The 18,209-nt window shown below is 39.4% G+C and carries 8 protein-coding genes; 2 read left to right on the top strand and 6 right to left on the bottom strand.

Annotation, left to right across the window (positions count from 1 at the left end; all coding sequences use genetic code 11):
• From PCY08_RS01185 to PCY08_RS01170, 4 genes are all read right to left on the bottom strand, one after another.
• Nucleotides 1-12,055 (bottom strand): FctA domain-containing protein (locus tag PCY08_RS01185; RefSeq protein ID WP_301559171.1); only part of this gene is annotated, 12,055 nt, incomplete at its 3' end.
• A 410-nt stretch (nucleotides 12,056-12,465) separates the two neighbouring features.
• Entirely contained in the window at nucleotides 12,466-13,101 is a 636-nt protein-coding gene (locus tag PCY08_RS01180) for an SGNH/GDSL hydrolase family protein (RefSeq protein WP_301559170.1), read from the bottom strand.
• 1 nt (nucleotide 13,102) lies between these two features.
• Nucleotides 13,103-13,930, bottom strand: coding sequence for a Cof-type HAD-IIB family hydrolase (locus PCY08_RS01175; protein WP_301559169.1), 828 nt, complete (start codon nucleotides 13,928-13,930; stop codon nucleotides 13,103-13,105).
• A gap of 24 nt (nucleotides 13,931-13,954) precedes the next feature.
• The gene (locus PCY08_RS01170; RefSeq protein WP_301559168.1) at nucleotides 13,955-15,274 is read right to left on the bottom strand and encodes a CapA family protein; all 1,320 of its coding nucleotides are present in this window, start codon (nucleotides 15,272-15,274) and stop codon (nucleotides 13,955-13,957) included.
• 160 nt (nucleotides 15,275-15,434) lie between these two features.
• Here PCY08_RS01170 and def point away from each other — a divergent pair, with 160 nt between their 5' ends.
• Nucleotides 15,435-16,046: a peptide deformylase gene (gene def, locus PCY08_RS01165; RefSeq protein ID WP_001272935.1), complete on the top strand. Its 612-nt coding sequence runs from the start codon at nucleotides 15,435-15,437 to the stop codon at nucleotides 16,044-16,046.
• A gap of 44 nt (nucleotides 16,047-16,090) precedes the next feature.
• Entirely contained in the window at nucleotides 16,091-16,819 is a 729-nt protein-coding gene (gene rlmB, locus PCY08_RS01160) for a 23S rRNA (guanosine(2251)-2'-O)-methyltransferase RlmB (RefSeq protein WP_301559167.1), read from the top strand.
• A 179-nt stretch (nucleotides 16,820-16,998) separates the two neighbouring features.
• On the opposite strand, the gene trxB is transcribed toward rlmB, so the two are convergent.
• On the bottom strand, nucleotides 16,999-17,910 hold the full coding sequence (gene trxB, locus PCY08_RS01155) for a thioredoxin-disulfide reductase (protein ID WP_301559166.1): 912 nt from the start codon (nucleotides 17,908-17,910) through the stop codon (nucleotides 16,999-17,001).
• Nucleotides 17,911-17,975: 65 nt separating this feature from the next.
• Nucleotides 17,976-18,200 (bottom strand): DUF4059 family protein, encoded by a 225-nt coding sequence (locus PCY08_RS01150; RefSeq protein ID WP_000960970.1) that lies wholly within the window; start codon nucleotides 18,198-18,200, stop codon nucleotides 17,976-17,978.
• Nucleotides 18,201-18,209 lie beyond the last annotated feature (9 nt).

Below are 18,209 nucleotides of genomic sequence, written 5' to 3'. Positions count from 1 at the left end.
GGAGTCCGTCTCGTGGGCTCGGAGATGTGTATAAGAGACAGGGTGTTGGTGGTGTTACCTTGTTGTTAAACTCAGTATCTTCAGGCATTTGTGAAGTAAGAGTCAACACTTTACCATCCTTAGTTACAGTAACTCCAACAGTCGCTACCATCTTATCGTACTCAACTCCAGCCTCTGTACCCTTCACTTCTTCTACATGATAGATATAAGTACCTTCTTGACCACGTTTGAATTCAAGAGCTGAGAACTTGATCTTACCTTCAGCATCATTACTTACGGTTTCAATCACGTTACCATCTTTGTCTTTCAATACGAAGCTGAATTCACCAGCTTTCAACGCACGACCTTCCAATTTCTTCGTGAAGTTGAATTCAACTTTCACTGGAATATTAACAACACGTTTTTCAGTTGGTTTTTCTGGTTTTTCAACTGATTTCTTAGTTGGATCATATTGGTGAACAATTTGAGAAGCTGTATTTTCAATATCTACACCTTCTTTAGCAGTTCCCTTGATACGTGCTGGAATATCAAACTTGTAGTAACGTCCAAATGCTAATTTAGCAGTGTCGATTACTTGAGTATTTTCTGCATCTCCAAGTGACTTAGTCAAGTCAGCCTTAGATGTAGCAGTAATGACACCATCCACAATTGAGATATCAAACTTAGCTGTCACATCTTCACCAGTTACTGAATCATAAGCCTTAATTTCAGCTACATTAACATCCAAGTTTTCGCTATCATATTTGTCTGTAATACCAACAGATTGAATATTGTGAGCTTCAGTGAATTTAGTTGTATCTAACCATACTTGGTAAACAACCTTATCACCCTTATGGAGTGTTTGAGTATTGATATTTTGCTTTTCATTATTATCAACTTTGTCCACATATGGATCTTTGTTGGTATCAGCTACTTTATCAGTCAACTCTTTATCATCATCAAGGAGTTTATTTCCAGTGATATCAAATTTCTCTTCATTCAGAATATATTTCTCTGGATTGAACTCAGGAGTTTCTGGAGGTGTAACACGGTTGTTAAATTCTTTATCCGCAATGTCGCCTACAGTCGCGATAAGAACTTTAGCTGTTCCATCGTGTTTCACTGTAACTGTTACATTCGCTTTCATGGTGTCATATGTAACGGTTGCGTCTGTTCCTTTAACTTCTTCTACTGTGTAGTTGTGTACGCCTTCTTGACCTTTCTTGAATTCAAGAGCTTTGAACTTAACGTTACCAGCCGCATCGTTGCTTACAGTTTCAAGAGTCTTACCTTCTGAATCTTTAAGAACGAAGCTGAATTCGTTAGCTTTAAGCTCACGACCTTCCAAACGTTTCGTGAAGTTGAATTCTACTTCAACTGGAACGTTGTTTACACGTTTTTCAGTTGGTTTTTCAGGTTTTTCAACTTTCTTAGTAGTTGGGTTGTAGTAGTTGACTACTTGAGCCGCAGTATTTTCAATATCTACACCACCAGGTACATCAGCTTTCACTGTTGTTGGGATGTCGAACTTGTAGTAACGTCCGAAGGCGAACTTAGTTGTATCGATGATTTGAGTATCTTCTGCGTCTCCAAGTGACTTAGTGAAGCCAGCTTTAAGAGTTGCAGTGATCACACCGTTGTTCACAGTGATATCGAATTTATCTGTTACTTCTGCGCCTGTTACTGAATCGTAAGCTTTGATCTTAGTAGAATCAAGTTCCAATTTAGCTTCATCGTAGTCATCTGAGATTCCTACTGATTGGATGTTGTCCTTGTTAGCTGCGTCAAATTTAGTTGTATCCAACCATACTTGGTAAACCAATTTAGCGCCACGTTTCACAGTCTTGGTGTTCAAGTTTTGAGCTTCGTTGTTTGATGCATCATCCGCATATGGGTTCGCATTTGTATCTGCGTACTTGTCTGCCAACTCTTTATCATCGTCAACGAGCTTGTCACCTGTGATATCGAATTTCTCTTCAGAAACAACGTATTTCTCTGGTTGGAACTTAGGTTCTTCTGGAGGTGTTACAACGTTGTTGAACTCTTTATCAGCCGCATCTGTTACGTTCGCAACGATTGCTTTGGCTGTTCCATCGTGAGATACCACAACTTTAACAGTCGCAACCATTGTGTCGTATTTGACTGTTGCGTCTGTTCCAGCTACTTCCTCTACAGTATAGTTATAAGTCTTACCAAGATCGTCTTTACCAAATTCAAGAGTCTTGAAGGTAATTTTACCAGTAGCGTCATTCTTCACTGTTTCGACAACATTGCCATCTTTCTTAAGAACGAATGTGAATTCTTGATCTTGCAATTGACGACCTTCAAGAGATTTCGTGAATTTAAGATCAAGTGGAACTGGAACGCTATTTACACGTTTTTCAGTTGGTTTGCTTGGTTTTTCAACTTTCTTCGTAGTTGGGTTGTAGTAGTTGACTACTTGAGCCGCAGTATTTTCAATATCTACACCACCAGGTACATCAGCTTTCACTGTTGTTGGGATGTCGAACTTGTAGTAACGTCCGAAGGCGAACTTAGTTGTATCGATGATTTGAGTATCTTCTGCGTCTCCAAGTGACTTAGTGAAGCCAGCTTTAAGAGTTGCAGTGATTACTCCACCTTCAACTGTGATGTCGAATTTATCTGTTACTTCTGCGCCTGTTACTGAATCGTAAGCTTTGATCTTAGTAGAATCAAGTTCCAATTTAGCTTCATCGTAGTCATCTGAGATTCCTACTGATTGGATGTTGTCCTTGTTAGCCGCATCAAATTTAGTTGTATCAAGCCATACTTGGTAAATCAACTTGTCGCCACGTTTCACAGTCTTGGTGTTCAAGTTTTCAGCTTCGTTGTTATCAGTTTTATCTTCGTATGGGTTCGCATTGGTATCTGCGTACTTGTCTGCCAACTCTTTATCATCATCAACGAGCTTGTCGCCTGTGATATCGAATTTCTCTTCAGAAACAACGTATTTCTCTGGTTGGAACTTAGGTTCTTCTGGAGGAGTTACGACGTTGTTAAATTCTTTATCCGCAATGTCGCCTACAGTCGCGATAAGAACTTTAGCTGTTCCATCGTGTTTAACTGTGACTGTTACATTCGCTTTCATTGTGTCGTATGTAACGGTTGCGTCTGTTCCTTTAACTTCTTCTACTGTGTAGTTGTGTACGCCTTCTTGACCTTTCTTGAATTCAAGAGCTTTGAACTTAACGTTACCAGCTGCATCGTTGCTTACAGTTTCAAGAGTCTTACCTTCTGAATCTTTAAGAACGAAGCTGAATTCGTTTTCTTTAAGCTCACGGCCTTCCAAACGTTTAGTGAAGTTGAATTCCACTTCAACTGGAACGTTGTTTACACGTTTTTCAGTTGGTTTTTCAGGTTTTTCAACTTTCTTAGTAGTTGGGTTGTAGTAGTTGACTACTTGAGCCGCAGTATTTTCGATATCTACTCCGCCAGGTACATCAGCTTTATCAGTTTTAACTGTTGTTGGGATGTCGAACTTGTAGTAACGTCCGAAGGCGAATTTAGTTGTATCGATCACTTGAGTGTTTTCTGCATCGCCAAGTGACTTAGTGAAGCCAGCTTTAAGAGTTGCAGTGATCACACCGTTGTTCACAGTGATGTCGAATTTATCGGTTACTTCTGCGCCTGTTACTGAATCGTAAGCTTTGATCTTAGTAGCGTCAAGGTCCAACTTAGTTTCATCGTAGTCATCTGAGATTCCTACTGATTGGATGTTGTCCTTGTTAGCTGCGTCAAATTTAGTTGTATCCAACCATACTTGGTAAACCAACTTGTCGCCACGTTTAACAGACTTAGTATTGATGTTTTGTTCTTCGTTGTTTGATGCATCATCCACATATGGGTTCGCATTTGTATCTGCGTACTTGTCTGCCAACTCTTTATCATCGTCAACGAGCTTGTCACCTGTGATATCGAATTTCTCTTCAGAAACAACGTATTTCTCTGGTTGGAACTTAGGTTCTTCTGGAGGAGTTACGACGTTGTTAAATTCTTTATCCGCAATGTCGCCTACAGTCGCGATAAGAACTTTAGCTGTTCCGTCATGAGAAACAGTTACTGTTACATTCGCTTTCATAGTGTCGTATGTAACGGTTGCGTCTGTTCCAGCTACTTCTTCAACAGTGTAGTTGTGAACGCCTGCTTGTTCTTTCTTGAATTCGATAGCTGAGAACTTAACGTTTCCAGATGCATCGTTCGTTACAGTTTCAACAACTTTACCTGTTGAATCTTTAAGAACGAAGCTGAATTCGTTAGCTTTAAGCTCACGACCTTCCAAACGTTTAGTGAAGTTGAATTCTACTGATACTGGTACGCTGTTCACACGTTTTTCAGTTGGTTTGCTTGGTTTTTCAACTTTCTTAGTAGTTGGGTTGTAGTAGTTGACTACTTGAGCTGCAGTATTTTCAATATCTACACCAGCTGCCACATCAGTTTTAACTGTTGTTGGGATATCAAACTTGTAGTAACGTCCAAATGCGAACTTAGTTGTATCGATGATTTGAGTATCTTCTGCGTCTCCAAGTGACTTAGTGAAGCCAGCTTTAAGAGTTGCAGTGATCACACCGTTGTTCACAGTGATATCGAATTTATCTGTTACTTCTGCGCCTGTTACTGAATCGTAAGCTTTGATCTTAGTAGAATCAAGTTCCAATTTAGCTTCATCGTAGCCATCTGAGATTCCTACTGATTGGATGTTGTCCTTGTTAGCTGCGTCAAATTTAGTTGTATCCAACCATACTTGGTAAACCAACTTGTCGCCACGTTTCACAGTCTTGGTGTTCAAGTTTTGAGCTTCGTTGTTTGATGCATCGTCCGCATATGGGTTCGCATTGGTATCTGCGTACTTGTCTGCCAACTCTTTATCATCATCAACGAGCTTGTCGCCTGTGATATCGAATTTCTCTTCAGAAACAACGTATTTCTCTGGTTGGAACTTAGGTTCTTCTGGAGGTGTTACAACGTTGTTGAACTCTTTGTCAGCGATGTCTCCAACTTTAGCTACAAGAACTTTAGCTGTTCCATCGTGTTTAACTGTAACTGTTACATTCGCTTTCATTGTGTCGTATGTAACGGTTGCGTCTGTTCCAGCTACTTCTTCTACTGTGTAGTTGTGTACGCCTTCTTGACCTTTCTTGAATTCAAGAGCTTTGAACTTAACGTTACCAGCCGCATCGTTGCTTACAGTTTCAAGAGTCTTACCTTCTGAATCTTTAAGAACGAAGCTGAATTCGTTAGCTTTAAGCTCACGACCTTCCAAACGTTTAGTGAAGTTGAATTCTACTGATACTGGTACGCTGTTCACACGTTTTTCAGTTGGTTTGCTTGGTTTTTCAACTTTCTTAGTAGTTGGGTTGTAGTAGTTGACTACTTGAGCTGCAGTATTTTCAATATCTACACCACCAGGTACATCAGCTTTCACTGTTGTTGGGATGTCGAACTTGTAGTAACGTCCGAATGCGAACTTAGTTGTATCGATGATTTGAGTATCTTCTGCGTCTCCAAGTGACTTAGTGAAGCCAGCTTTAAGAGTTGCAGTGATCACACCGTTGTCCACAGCGATATCGAATTTATCGGTTACTTCTGCGCCTGTTACTGAATCGTAAGCTTTGATCTTAGTAGAATCAAGTTCCAATTTAGCTTCATCGTAGTCATCTGAGATTCCTACTGATTGGATGTTGTCCTTGTTAGCTGCGTCAAATTTAGTTGTATCAAGCCATACTTGGTAAACCAACTTGTCGCCACGTTTCACAGTCTTGGTATTCAAGTTTTGAGCTTCGTTGTTTGATGCATCGTCCGCATATGGGTTCGCATTGGTATCTGCGTACTTGTCTGCCAACTCTTTATCATCATCAACGAGCTTGTCACCAGTAATATCGTATTTCTCTTCAGAAACAACGTATTTCTCTGGTTGGAACTTAGGCTCTTCTGGTGGAGTCACCTTGTTGTTGAACTCTTTATCAGCGATATCGCCAACAGTTGCCACAAGAACTTTAGCTGTTCCATCGTGAGAAACAGTTACTGTTACATTCGCTTTCATTGTGTCGTATGTAACGGTCGCGTCTGTTCCAGCTACTTCTTCAACTGTGTAGTTGTGAACGCCTGCTTGTTCTTTCTTGAATTCGATAGCTGAGAACTTAACGTTTCCATCTTTATCGTTGCTTACTGTTTCAACCACTTTACCTGTTGAATCTTTCAGTACGAAGCTGAATTCGTTAGCTTTAAGCTCACGGCCTTCCAAACGTTTAGTGAAGTTGAATTCTACTGATACTGGTACGCTGTTCACACGTTTTTCAGTTGGTTTGCTTGGTTTTTCAACAGTTTTGCTTACTGGGTTGTAGTAGTTTACAATTTGAGCCGCAGTATTTTCGATGTCTACTCCACCTTTAACGTCAGCTTTAACAGTTGCTGGGATGTCAAACTTGTAGTAACGTCCGAATTCGAATTTAGTTGTGTCGATGATTTGAGTATTTTCTGCGTCTCCAAGTGACTTAGTGAAGCCAGCTTTAAGGGTTGCAGTGATCACACCGTTGTTAACAACGATATCGAATTTAGCTGTGACATCATCACCTGTTACTGAATCGTAAGCTTTGATCTTAGTAGAATCAAGATCCAACTTAGTTTCATCGTAGTCATCTGAGATTCCTACTGATTGAATGTTGTCCTTGTTAGCTGCGTCGAATTTAGTTGTATCCAACCAAACTTGGTAAACCAATTTGTCGCCACGTTTCACAGTCTTCGTATTCAAGTTTTGAGCTTCGTTGTTTGAAGTTCCATCTGCGTATGGGTTTGTATTTGTTTCACCATATTTATCAGTCAATTCAGAATCATCGTCAACGAGTTTGTCGCCTGTGATATCGAATTTCTCTTCAGAAACAACGTATTTCTCTGGTTGGAACTTAGGTTCTTCTGGAGGAGTTACGACGTTGTTAAACTCTTTATCAGCTGGTTCAGTTACGTTAGCAACCAATGCTTTAGCTGTACCGTCATGAGATACTGTTACAGTTACTTCTGCCTTCATAGTATCGTAAGTGACAGTTGCGTCTGTACCTTTCACCTCTGTTACAGAGTATGTGTAAGTACCTTCTTGACCCTTCTTGTATTTAAGGGCAGTGACTTTTTCACCAGCTTTATTTGTGTACTCTACCGGAGAGAATTTAATCTTACCATCTGCATCGTTGGTTGCAGTCGCAATCACAATATTGTCGCTGTCTTTCAACTCGAATGTAAATTCGCCAGCTTTAAGCTCACGACCTTCCAAACGTTTTGTGAAGTTGAATTCTGCAGTGATTGGTACAGAGTTTACACGTTTTTGAGTTGGTTTTTCTGGTTTTTCAACAGATTTGCTTACTGGGTTATAAACATGAACGATTTGGTTGGCTTTATTTTCAATATCCACTCCACCGGCAACGTCATCTTTAACAGTTGCTGGGATATCAAATTTATAGTAGCGACCAAATGCAAATTTAGTTGTATCAATAACTTGTGTATTATCAACATCACCTAGTGATTTGTTTACAGAAGTCTTAGATGTTGCTGTAATGACACCATTTTCAACCTTAATGTCAAACTTGTCAGTTACGTCATCACCAGTTTCACTGTCATATGCTTTAATATCAGCAGCATTTACAGTTAATTTTTCTGAATCATAGGTATCAGAGATACCAACAGATTGGATGTTGTTTTTGTCAGTGAAGTTCTTAGTATCCAACCATACTTGGTAAACTAATTTATCACCACGTTCAACCGTCTTAGTATTGATGTTTTCTGCTTCGTTGTTTGAAGTTCCATCTGCATATGGGTTTGCATTTGTAGCAGTGTACTCATCAGTCAACTCATCGTCATCATCTACAAGTTTTGATCCTGTAATGTCAAATTTCTCTTTGTTAAGAACAAATTTTTCAGGTTGGAATTCAGGTGTTTCAGGAGGAGTGATCTTGTTGTTGAATTCTTTATCATCAGTTCCTTCTGTTGAAGTTCCATCAGCATTGACACCGCCAGTTGACGTTACGTTTGTTACAGTAGTCAAGGTATGACCATTCTTAGCAACTTCAACTGTGACTGTTGCTTTCATAGTATCATAAGTCATACCAAGCTCTTTAGTAGATGGGATAACTTCTTCTACTGTATAGGTATGAGTTCCAACTTTAGTATTATCAAATGATAATTCAGTAAATGTTACTGTTCCGTCAGCTTTATTTGTTACTGTTTCAAGAGTTTGACCAGTTGAATCTTTAAGAACAAAGCTAAATTCGCCGTCTTTAAGTTCACGACCTGCTAATTTCTTAGTAAAGTCAAATCTTGCAACAACTGGAGCTACATGGTAGTTATTGAACTCAGTATCATCCGGCATTGTAACTGCTGCATTCAAGAGGCCAGATGCAGCATCTTTCGTAACTGTTACGGTTACTTCTGCATTCATTGAATCATAGTCAATGTTTGTGTCAGTTCCAGCTACTTCACGTACAGTATAGGTATGAGTACCTTCTTTATCATAAGAAATCGCGTCAAACTGGATAGTTCCATCAGCCGCGTTTTTCTTCGTTTGGATAACATTTCCATTTTCAAGCAATTCAAATGTAAAGGCATCTGCTACCAGTTCTTTACCTTCGAGTTTCTTAGTAAACTTGAATTGAGCTTGTGTTGCAGTTGGTGTGAAGGTATTGTTAAATTCTTTATCTGCTGGAAGTGCTGCTACAGCAGTAAGAGCGTGACCTGATTTTGTAACAGTAACTGTCACGTTTGCCTTCATGGTATCGTAAGTCATGCCAGCTTCTTTTGTTTCTGGAATAACTTCTTCTACAGTGTAGTTATGATCACCGACTTGAGCATTCGTAAATGTCAAGGCGTCAAATTTAACGTTACCAGCGGCATCGTTTTGTTTTGTTTGGATAACAGTGCCATCTTTGTCTTTCAATACAAAGCTAAATTCACCAGCCTTGAGTTTACGGCCTGCAAGAGCTTTACTAAAGTCAAATTGGGCAGTTACAGGCGCCACAACGTGGTTGTTAAAGACTTTATCGTCAGTACCAGTTGCTTCACCACCTGTTGAAGTCATTTCAGTATTAGCTACCAAGAGACCTGTATTCTCATCTTTTGTAACTGTTACTTTAACTGCGATAGTCATTGCATCGTAGTCTACATCAGCTTTATCGCCTTTAACTTCTTTAACTGTGTAGTTGTAGACTCCTGCTTGGTCAAATGACAATTCGCTAAAGTTAATCTTACCGTCAGCTTTATTAGTTACAGTTTCATTAACATTGTTATCACCAGTCAAAGTGAAGCTAAAGTCACCTGCATTCAAGTTACCATTTGAGAGTGATTTATCAAACTCAAGGTTTACTTTAACAGGAGATGGTGTGAAGGTATTGTTGAACTCTGTATCTGCAGGAAGTGTGTTTGTTGCTTTAAGCACATGACCTTCCTTAGTAACAGTGATTGTCACTTCAGCCTTCATGGTGTCATAAGTCATACCTTCTTCTTTAGTTGGTAAACCTGACACTTTATTTGTTGGGATAACTTCTTCAACAGTGTACTTGTGTGTACCAACTTGAGTGTTGTCAAAGGTCAAATCGTCAAATGAGATGACACCAGCTGCATTATTTGTTTTCGTTTGGATTGTTTTACCAGTTGAATCTTTCAAGGCAAATGTAAATTCGCCATCTTTCAACTTACGGCCATCCAATTTCTTGCTGAAGTCAAACTTAGTCTTAACTGGAGCTACAACATAGTTGTTAAATACCTTGTCATTTTCACCTTCAGCATGACCACCTGTTGACTTATAAACTGCTTGAACTTCAAGTTTATCTTGAGCATTTTGTGTAACGGTAACTGTGAGAGTAACCTCCATACCATCATAGTCAACATTCGTATCTGAACCAGCAACTTCTGTAATCTTATAAGTATAAGTACCTGGTTTTTCGAAAGTTAGTTCACTAAAGGTTGCCTTACCATTTTTGTTTGTAACAGTTTCTTGGTGTGTACCACCTTCTTGTTTAAGAGTAAAGTTAAAGTCACCATCGTTCAAAGTACGTCCTTCAAGAACTTTACTTACTTCAGGTGTATAAGTTACTGGTTCTACTTTTTCATAGTAGTAAACGGTTGATTTATAAGGTGTTAGACTATTCAACAAGTCAACGTTAATACCACTACTAAATATTCCTTTTACTAATTGTTCGTTTGAAATAGCGTAACCAATGTTGTCTCCCAAGAATGGTACGAATACTGTTTTCTTAGGTGTATACCCGGCAGCTGTTTGGAAGCCAAACTCAATTTCTTTACCATTTGGATAGTATACCCCATCTTTATCCGTGAAAGCAATTGTATTAAGAGGGGTTTTCTTAACAACCAAGTCTTCAGTGTTAGCATTTCCTGGTTTGATCGGTTTGGTTTCTGCAAGAAGCATATAACCATCGGTTTCTAATGTACCATCAGAACGTTTGCTCTGTTGTCTTGGATCAAGGAGATAAACACGAATAACAACTGTACCATCTTCTCCAACAATTTCTTTGATTCGCTTAATGCCATAGCGGTCAGCATCCATAAATTTGCTACCAACTGTGTAAGGGCGAGAAGCGTAACCAGTCATGCTATCTGGATCCGCTTTTTGGTAAAGCTTGTAACCAGCAAATTTACGTTCACCAGAAGCAGTGAAATTTTGACCTTCTGTAGCAGTCAAGGTGTACTTAGCTAGTTCAACTTCATTTCCGTTTGCTACATAGTCTTGAACTGTTGTATCTGTTTTGTTAGCCTTGTAGGTAGAGTTTGACTTGTCTACAACCTTATAGTAAGTCGTTTTAGTCACTACCTTTGGAAGTTTGAAGTTACTGTCAGTAATCGTACGTCCATTGTAAGCAGGTTCTACGACGTTCATCACGTCTGTAGAAGTACGAGCATTATAAACGGCAGTATATCGCGCTTGTTCATCAGGAGTAAGTGTGTGTCCCGGTGCTACTAAAGATGTAATACTATCCCCAACTTTATAGCCGACTTGCAAAAAAGGCTCGTCAGTTTTATCACCAGCTGTCCCCTTACCTGCTTGGTAATCAATTTGGAAGGTCAACTCAGAATTTGACTTGGTTGCAGTTGTCGTAAATTGTTGAACACCACTAGTAGCAGTGATAGTCTTCGTTTCAACTACTGCACCAGTTGTCTTATCAATCAATTCCGCAACAGAATCAGTTGAGTCACTAAAGTTCTTATAGATACGAACGTAGTAGTTAGTATTGTAGCGTTCATTGAATTTTGTAAGGTCTAAGATACTAAATGTATAGTAATCTCCAGTTTTTCTTTCATAACCAGCAGGCACATTCTGTGATTTAACAGTTGCACCAGCAGGATCTGACATATCTGGATCCGCTACTTCACCGTCCTTAAGTGTAGCTGATGTTGCTATTGCTTCTGTATTATGGTCAGTTGCAGCACGACGGTTACGGCGACGACCACCATTTGTAGCCAAAGCGCCCGCATTGACAGTGTTCTCAGCTGCCAAAGCAAGTGTTTCTGTATCTACTAGTGGTTTTGCTTCAACATTTGCTGCACTAGCAGTTGTATCAAGGCTAGTTGCTTCAGCTACAGCTGAAAGTTCTGATTTAGGCTCAGATTTGTCCTCTGGTTTAGATTCAGTCTTTTCTTCTGCCTTAGGCTTAGTTGTTACAACTTCTTCTACTTTTGAAGCAGTTTCTGCTACTGGTTTAGAAGATTCTAGTTTTGCCTCAGGAATAACAGATGTTTTTTCCTCAGCTTTTTCAGCTTTTGTTTCTTCTGATTTTACTTCTTCAGACTTAACTTCAGGTATTGATGTTTCTGGCTTAACTTCTGAAGTTTCGGAATTAGCTGAAGTTACCACATCCGTTGATGGCTCTTTCAACTTTTCCTTGTCGTCCTTGTTGCCGACTAGTTCAGTATTCTCAGCATTTTGCTTTGCTACAATCTCAGCAGCATTTACAGCACTACCGTTAGCCATCATGAAGCTAAGGGTTGTTCCTAAGAAAACTGATGCGACACCAACTTTGTATTTTCTTAAAGAAAATCGTTGTTGCTCTCTTCTTATCATGTGATAAGCTCTCCTTTTTTAACATTTTAACTAATAATATGTAAGTTTATTGACTTTTTACAGAAAAGAAAATGGTCTTCCCCACATTACCAGTAACGCTAACAGTATACCATATCGTAGCCTTTTAAATCAAGAAAAACAGAATTAACATCATTCTCTTTTTGTAATTATTATTCATTTTTACGACAATTAATTCAAGTTAAATAAATGTTTGTTGATGTCGTTTTTTTTATCCAATCGTATTATTACAACTTTTATATCTACATATCACCTTCATCCAATGATGTTTTCTATATAAAAAGCTCTAAACATTTAAATTAAATATTTTTTTATTCAATTCAAATGTTTAGAGTAAATTTTATTTTTGTAAAATTACTGATTACAAGATAGATATCTGATAAAGACTGATCCTAAAATATATATTTTCTTAAAATATTTGATAAAGCTTGATAACCTGAAACACTGAGGTGAAGACCATCCGTTGTATAGTCTGCCTTGAGTTGCCCTTCCTGATCGAGTAGGTTCTCGAAAACAGATACGTATTCAACCTGCATATAGGCAGAGGCAAGGTCTTGATAGGCTTGGTTCCAGGCCTTGATTTTCTCATTGGTACGAATATAAACTGTCTGCTTGAAGTCCGTACTCTCATTGACCGGCAAAATGGAAACTAGCTTTATCTGTGACAGTGGATAGTCGCGAGAAATGGTTTGAATCACGCTCTCAAGATTGTTTAGCGCTTCATTCATTGGAACATCTTTTCCAATGTCATTTGTCCCAATCAAAAGTACAATTTGATCCACTGCATCGCCATAAAGATGAGTATCAAGATTTTCTCGTAAAAGTCCCGTCTGGTAGCCTCGAATCCCTCGATTCACAATGGTTTTTGACGTTTCCAATAATTCTTGCAAGGGATAATATTCAATAATGGAATCCCCGATAAAAATGATATCTGGTTCAATTACCGAGATTTGATTAAGTTCACGATACTTGGTTTGAATTTTCTCTTGCTCTTTTAAGAGCCAATTCTCTAATAATTGTACTGCCAAGTTATTCTCCTTCTTCTAGCCAGTTTTCTAAAACTTGGTAAACACCTGCCTGACTGTTAGCTGGCGCTATTTTGGTGGCTACTTCTTTGACAGTCTCCTCTGCATTTTCCATGGCATATGAAATACCTGCCAACTCTAACATTTCAATGTCATTTTCACTATCACCAAAGGCCATAATTTGTTCAGGTTTCAAGTCCCAACGTTTGAGTAATTCTTTTAAGCCCCATGCCTTATGAATCCCATCTTGTAAGATATCAATACAGCCGTAGCCACTCGAAACAGCTCGAACATGACCATCAAACAAGTCATTGATTTCCTGTAAAACCACATCTGATCGTTCTTCTCCAACAACCATACTCATCTTAAGGACACCTCCAAAGAGACTGGAATCCCATCCATCAACAAAGTGCATTCGTTGATAGAATTTCTCTATCATCTCTGAAGTCATAAATTTATCAAGTTCTGTAAAAACAGTGCCTTCCTTGACAAATCCACCATTCATACCTGTTACAACAAACTGATCCTGGCACTCTCTGCCTTTAAAATGAGCTAAAGCTCTATCAACCATAGCATCATCCCAAGTCTGAGCTTTAATCAATTGATCATTTTCGAATATACGAGCACCATTAGCAACTACGAGAACTACTCTATCTGCTAGATGTCCCAGTAATTGTCGCATTCTATGAACTTCATTTCCAGTTGCAATGACAAAACGAACGCCACGTTGATCTAACTGATCTAAAATTTTCTCTAGTCGAGGTAGGTCCAGTTGTCCTTGAGGATTCAACAAAGTACCGTCCATATCCGTCGCTATTATCTTAATTTCCATTGTGTCTCCTTGTGGTCCAAGTCACTACCACTTCAAATCTACATGCTCGTTCATTTCTTTATAGGCTGTATCAATCCGTTCCTTGGTGGCCTCGTCTAACTGACTACGGTATTTCCCGCCCTCTATAAAATCTTCCAAGATATAGGTTTGGTAAAGATAGAGTGGGTAGCCTTCTGGAGAATAGCCTCCCTTTGGAGTACGACTCACCCAACTTGGATGAGCTTGGGCCGTCTCAATAGTCGTTTTTCCGGATTTCTTCTTAATAGTCACATCCATGAGGACTCCACGTTCCGTCCACTTGGCATTTTCAACATCCTGCATGGTTTCAATCCGTTGATTTGAGATAAAATTCCCCATAGAGTAGATGATAAGCTTTTTATCACCGTCTTTTTCAACCGTTTCAGCTGGTTCAACAACGTGAGGGTGACCACCAAAGATAATATCAGCTCCCCAATCAATCATTTTATGGTAAAGTTTCTTTTGCTCCTCAGTCGGCTCAATTTGATACTCAACTCCCATCTGAGGCATGATAATTGTAATATCCGCCTCCTTCTCTGCTCGTTCAATTTCAGCCTTCATTTTATCTTCGTCTAAGTCTGAAAGATAACGATTATAATCCTCTTGAGAAATACTTTGTTCAATACCATTAAAACCATAGGAATAGGCTAAAATAGCAACTTTAATACCATTAACTTCCTTGATAAGTAAAGGTGCCTTATCTCGGGATTCATGGGTATAGACCCCGACCGGCGTCATTCCTGCCTTTTCAATAGCATCTGCAGTTGAAACCACTCCCTCAATCTGAGAATCCAAGATATGATTATGAGCCAAGTCTAGCACTTGATAGCCCGCATCTTTTATAGCATCCATAACTTCACCAGGTGCATTAAACAAGGGATAGCCTGCAAGATAATGGTCTTTATTTACGGTTCCTTCGAAATCACCAAGAACTAAGTCTGCTTGCTTAAGCCAAGGTTTTACATACTCAAAATTATCATGAAAATCATAGGTGCCATCTGATTTTTTGGCTGAAATGTAGATAATATCATGATAGAGCAAATCACCATTGGCCATGATCCGAGCACTTGTTTCTTGTTCCGTCTCTGCATTCTTTGCCTGAGAACTTGACTGTTGGTGTGTGGAACTTGGATCACTACTGCTTAAAGAAATCCCTCGAGCTCCTTCCACTAATAAAGTAAGCAGCATCGAGATAACTACCGAAGCTAACAAGACCACAATAAAAGTGCGATTATTCCACTGCTTATAGTTCCTGAAAAAACGAACAGAATGTCTAATAGCTTGTAAAACGAGACCACTTTTTCTTCTACTACTACGTTGTTCCATAACTTTTCTCCCATAATTTTAAAGTCATATTTCTCATTCTATTATACCACAGACAAATAGGTATTTCCTTTTATTCTATAATTTTTTAACAGCTTCTGTGACTTTCTTTCTCGTCTGTTTTGTGTTATCATGTAATTGTAATGGAAGGAAAGGAAAGAATATGTCTGCTATAGAACGAATTACCAAAGCTGCTCATTTAATCGATATGAAAGATATTATCCGCGAAGGGAACCCTACTCTTCGTGCCGTTGCCGAGGAGGTCTCTTTCCCCTTGAGCGACCAAGATATCATTCTTGGAGAAAAAATGATGCAATTTTTGAAACACTCGCAAGATCCTGTTATGGCTGAAAAATTAGGGCTACGTGGAGGTGTTGGGCTTGCTGCACCACAGCTGGATATCTCAAAACGCATCATCGCCGTACTGGTACCAAATATCACCGAGGAAGGTGAAACTCCTCAAGAAGCCTATGACTTACAAGCTGTTATGTACAATCCTAAAATCGTCTCACACTCAGTTCAAGATGCTGCTCTAGGTGAAGGAGAAGGTTGCTTGTCTGTTGACCGTGCTGTTCCAGGTTATGTTATCCGCCATGCTCGAGTAACTGTTGACTATTTTGATAAAGATGGAGAAAAGCACCGCATCAAACTAAAAGGCTATAATTCTATTGTTGTTCAACATGAAATTGACCACTTAAATGGTATTATGTTCTACGATCGTATCAATGAAAAAGATCCATTTGAAGTTAAAGATGGCTTGCTCATTCTTGAATAAAGAAAATCCCGTTGCAAGACGGGATTTTGTGTTATAATGAAGATATGAAAACAAACGATATTGTCTATGGCGTTCATGCCGTCACAGAAGCTCTTTTAGCAAATACTGGAAACAAACTCTACCTTCAGGAAGATTTACGAGGAAAGAATGTGGAAAAAGTTAAGGAATTGGCTACTGAAAAGAAAGTATCCATTTCTTGGACTTCCAAAAAATCACTTTCTGAGATGACTGAAGAAGCTGTTCACCAAGGTTTTGTCTTGCGCGTTTCTGAATTTGCCTACACTGAACTTGAGCAAATTCTTGCTAAGACACGTCAAGAAGAAAATCCACTACTACTTATTCTTGATGGTTTAACGGACCCACATAATCTCGGTTCTATCTTGAGAACAGCGGATGCAACCAATGTTTCAGGTGTCATCATTCCCAAACATCGAGCTGTCGGTGTTACTCCTGTCGTAGCAAAAACAGCAACAGGTGCGATTGAACACGTTCCTATCGCTCGCGTGACCAATCTCAGCCAAACCTTGGACAAACTCAAGGATGAAGGCTTCTGGACATTCGGTACTGATATGAATGGAACTCCTTGCCACAAATGGAATACCAAAGGAAAGATTGCTCTCATCATCGGAAATGAAGGCAAAGGTATTTCAAGCAACATCAAGAAACAAGTAGACGAGATGATCACCATTCCTATGAATGGTCACGTACAGAGCCTCAATGCCAGTGTCGCAGCTGCTATCCTCATGTACGAAGTCTTCCGAAATCGACTCTAATAAAAAGTGAGGTCGGGATCTTTTGTCCCAACCTCACTTTTTATTAGTAATCAAACTTTGACGCGGTAGCTGATTGAACTTTTTGTTCGTCTTTTGGACTCCAAAAAGCTCTAATCACACTCGCGGGCTGGGACTACGAAATCGAGACTTTGTCTATCGATTTCTGTCCCACCGCCTTTTTAATAATGTTCGGTAATATATTTATAAGCTTCTTGACCTGCAATAGCGCCATCTCCAACTGCAGTTGTGACTTGACGAAGGTCTTTTTGACGAACATCCCCAACTGCGAAGACACCTGTAACACTTGTCTTCATGTGGTCATCTGTCACAATCCAACCTGCCTGGTCTCGAATCTGCAATTCTTGAACGAAATCACTAACAGGATCTAATCCAACATAGATGAAGACACCACCAAAGGCTTGTTCTGTCACTTGTCCTGTTTTAACATTTTCAATGACAACTGACTCTACACGGTTCTCACCCTTGATTTCTTTGACAACAGAATCCCAAATGAAATTGATTTTTTCATTGGCAAAAGCTCTATCTTGCAAGACTTTTTGAGCACGAAGCTCATCACGACGGTGAATGATAGTTACAGATTTTGCAAACCGTGTTAAGAAGATTGCTTCTTCAACTGCTGAGTCACCTCCACCTACAACCAACAAATCTTGGTCGCGGAAAAAGGCTCCATCACAAACCGCACAATAAGAAACACCACGGCTATTGAGTTCTTCTTCCCCAGGAACTCCCAAGAGACGATGCTTAGAACCTGTCGCTACGATAACTGTGCGCGTTTCATAAACTTGGTCGTCTGTTACGACTTTTTTGAATTTGCCATGGTCCTCAACATTTTCAACAAAGCCATAGAGATGCTCAACACCCAGATTTTCAAGAGGTTCAAACATCTTTTCTGCTAATTCTGGACCACTGATATTGGCATAACCTGGATAGTTTTCAATGTCAGAAGTATTATTCATCTGACCTCCTGGAAGGCCTCCTTCAATCAAAGCCACTTTCAGATTACTGCGTGCTGCATACAAGGCTGCAGTCATCCCAGCAGGGCCTGCACCGATAATAATCGTATCGTACATTCTCTTTCCTTCTTTCTTGTTGTAACTATTTTTATTCTAACGAATTAAATCCCATTTTACAACTATTAAGCCTTGAGAACCAACAAGATGCTCATGGTTGCAAATGACAATACTGGAATTGTTAGAACTCCAATCATAATCATATCGTAGAGATGGGCTTGACGTGCTTTAGCAGTTTTGTCAACCCCCGACAGAGCTCTAAGTCCAATCCAGAGTCCCAAAATAATCAAGACCAGTAGAATTGTCAACACTAAACTCTCTAAATACAAAGCAAATAGCTGAACTAGCATGCTCTCTCT

Source organism: Streptococcus sp. SO4, from assembly GCF_030440055.1.
Taxonomy (GTDB): Bacteria; Bacillota; Bacilli; order Lactobacillales; family Streptococcaceae; genus Streptococcus; species Streptococcus nidrosiense.
The sequence above is the reverse complement of the archived record's forward strand: the minus strand, read 5'-3'. Positions and strand labels throughout refer to the sequence as shown.

Coding starts and splice junctions, on each gene's coding strand:
- PCY08_RS01175 (WP_301559169.1), bottom strand. CDS start 13,930: ATGGAAATTAAGATAATAGCGACGGATATGGACGGTACTTTGTTGAAT.
- PCY08_RS01170 (WP_301559168.1), bottom strand. CDS start 15,274: ATGGAACAACGTAGTAGTAGAAGAAAAAGTGGTCTCGTTTTACAAGCT.
- rlmB (WP_301559167.1), top strand. CDS start 16,091: ATGAAAACAAACGATATTGTCTATGGCGTTCATGCCGTCACAGAAGCT.
- PCY08_RS01150 (WP_000960970.1), bottom strand. CDS start 18,200: ATGCTAGTTCAGCTATTTGCTTTGTATTTAGAGAGTTTAGTGTTGACA.
- def (WP_001272935.1), top strand. CDS start 15,435: ATGTCTGCTATAGAACGAATTACCAAAGCTGCTCATTTAATCGATATG.
- trxB (WP_301559166.1), bottom strand. CDS start 17,910: ATGTACGATACGATTATTATCGGTGCAGGCCCTGCTGGGATGACTGCA.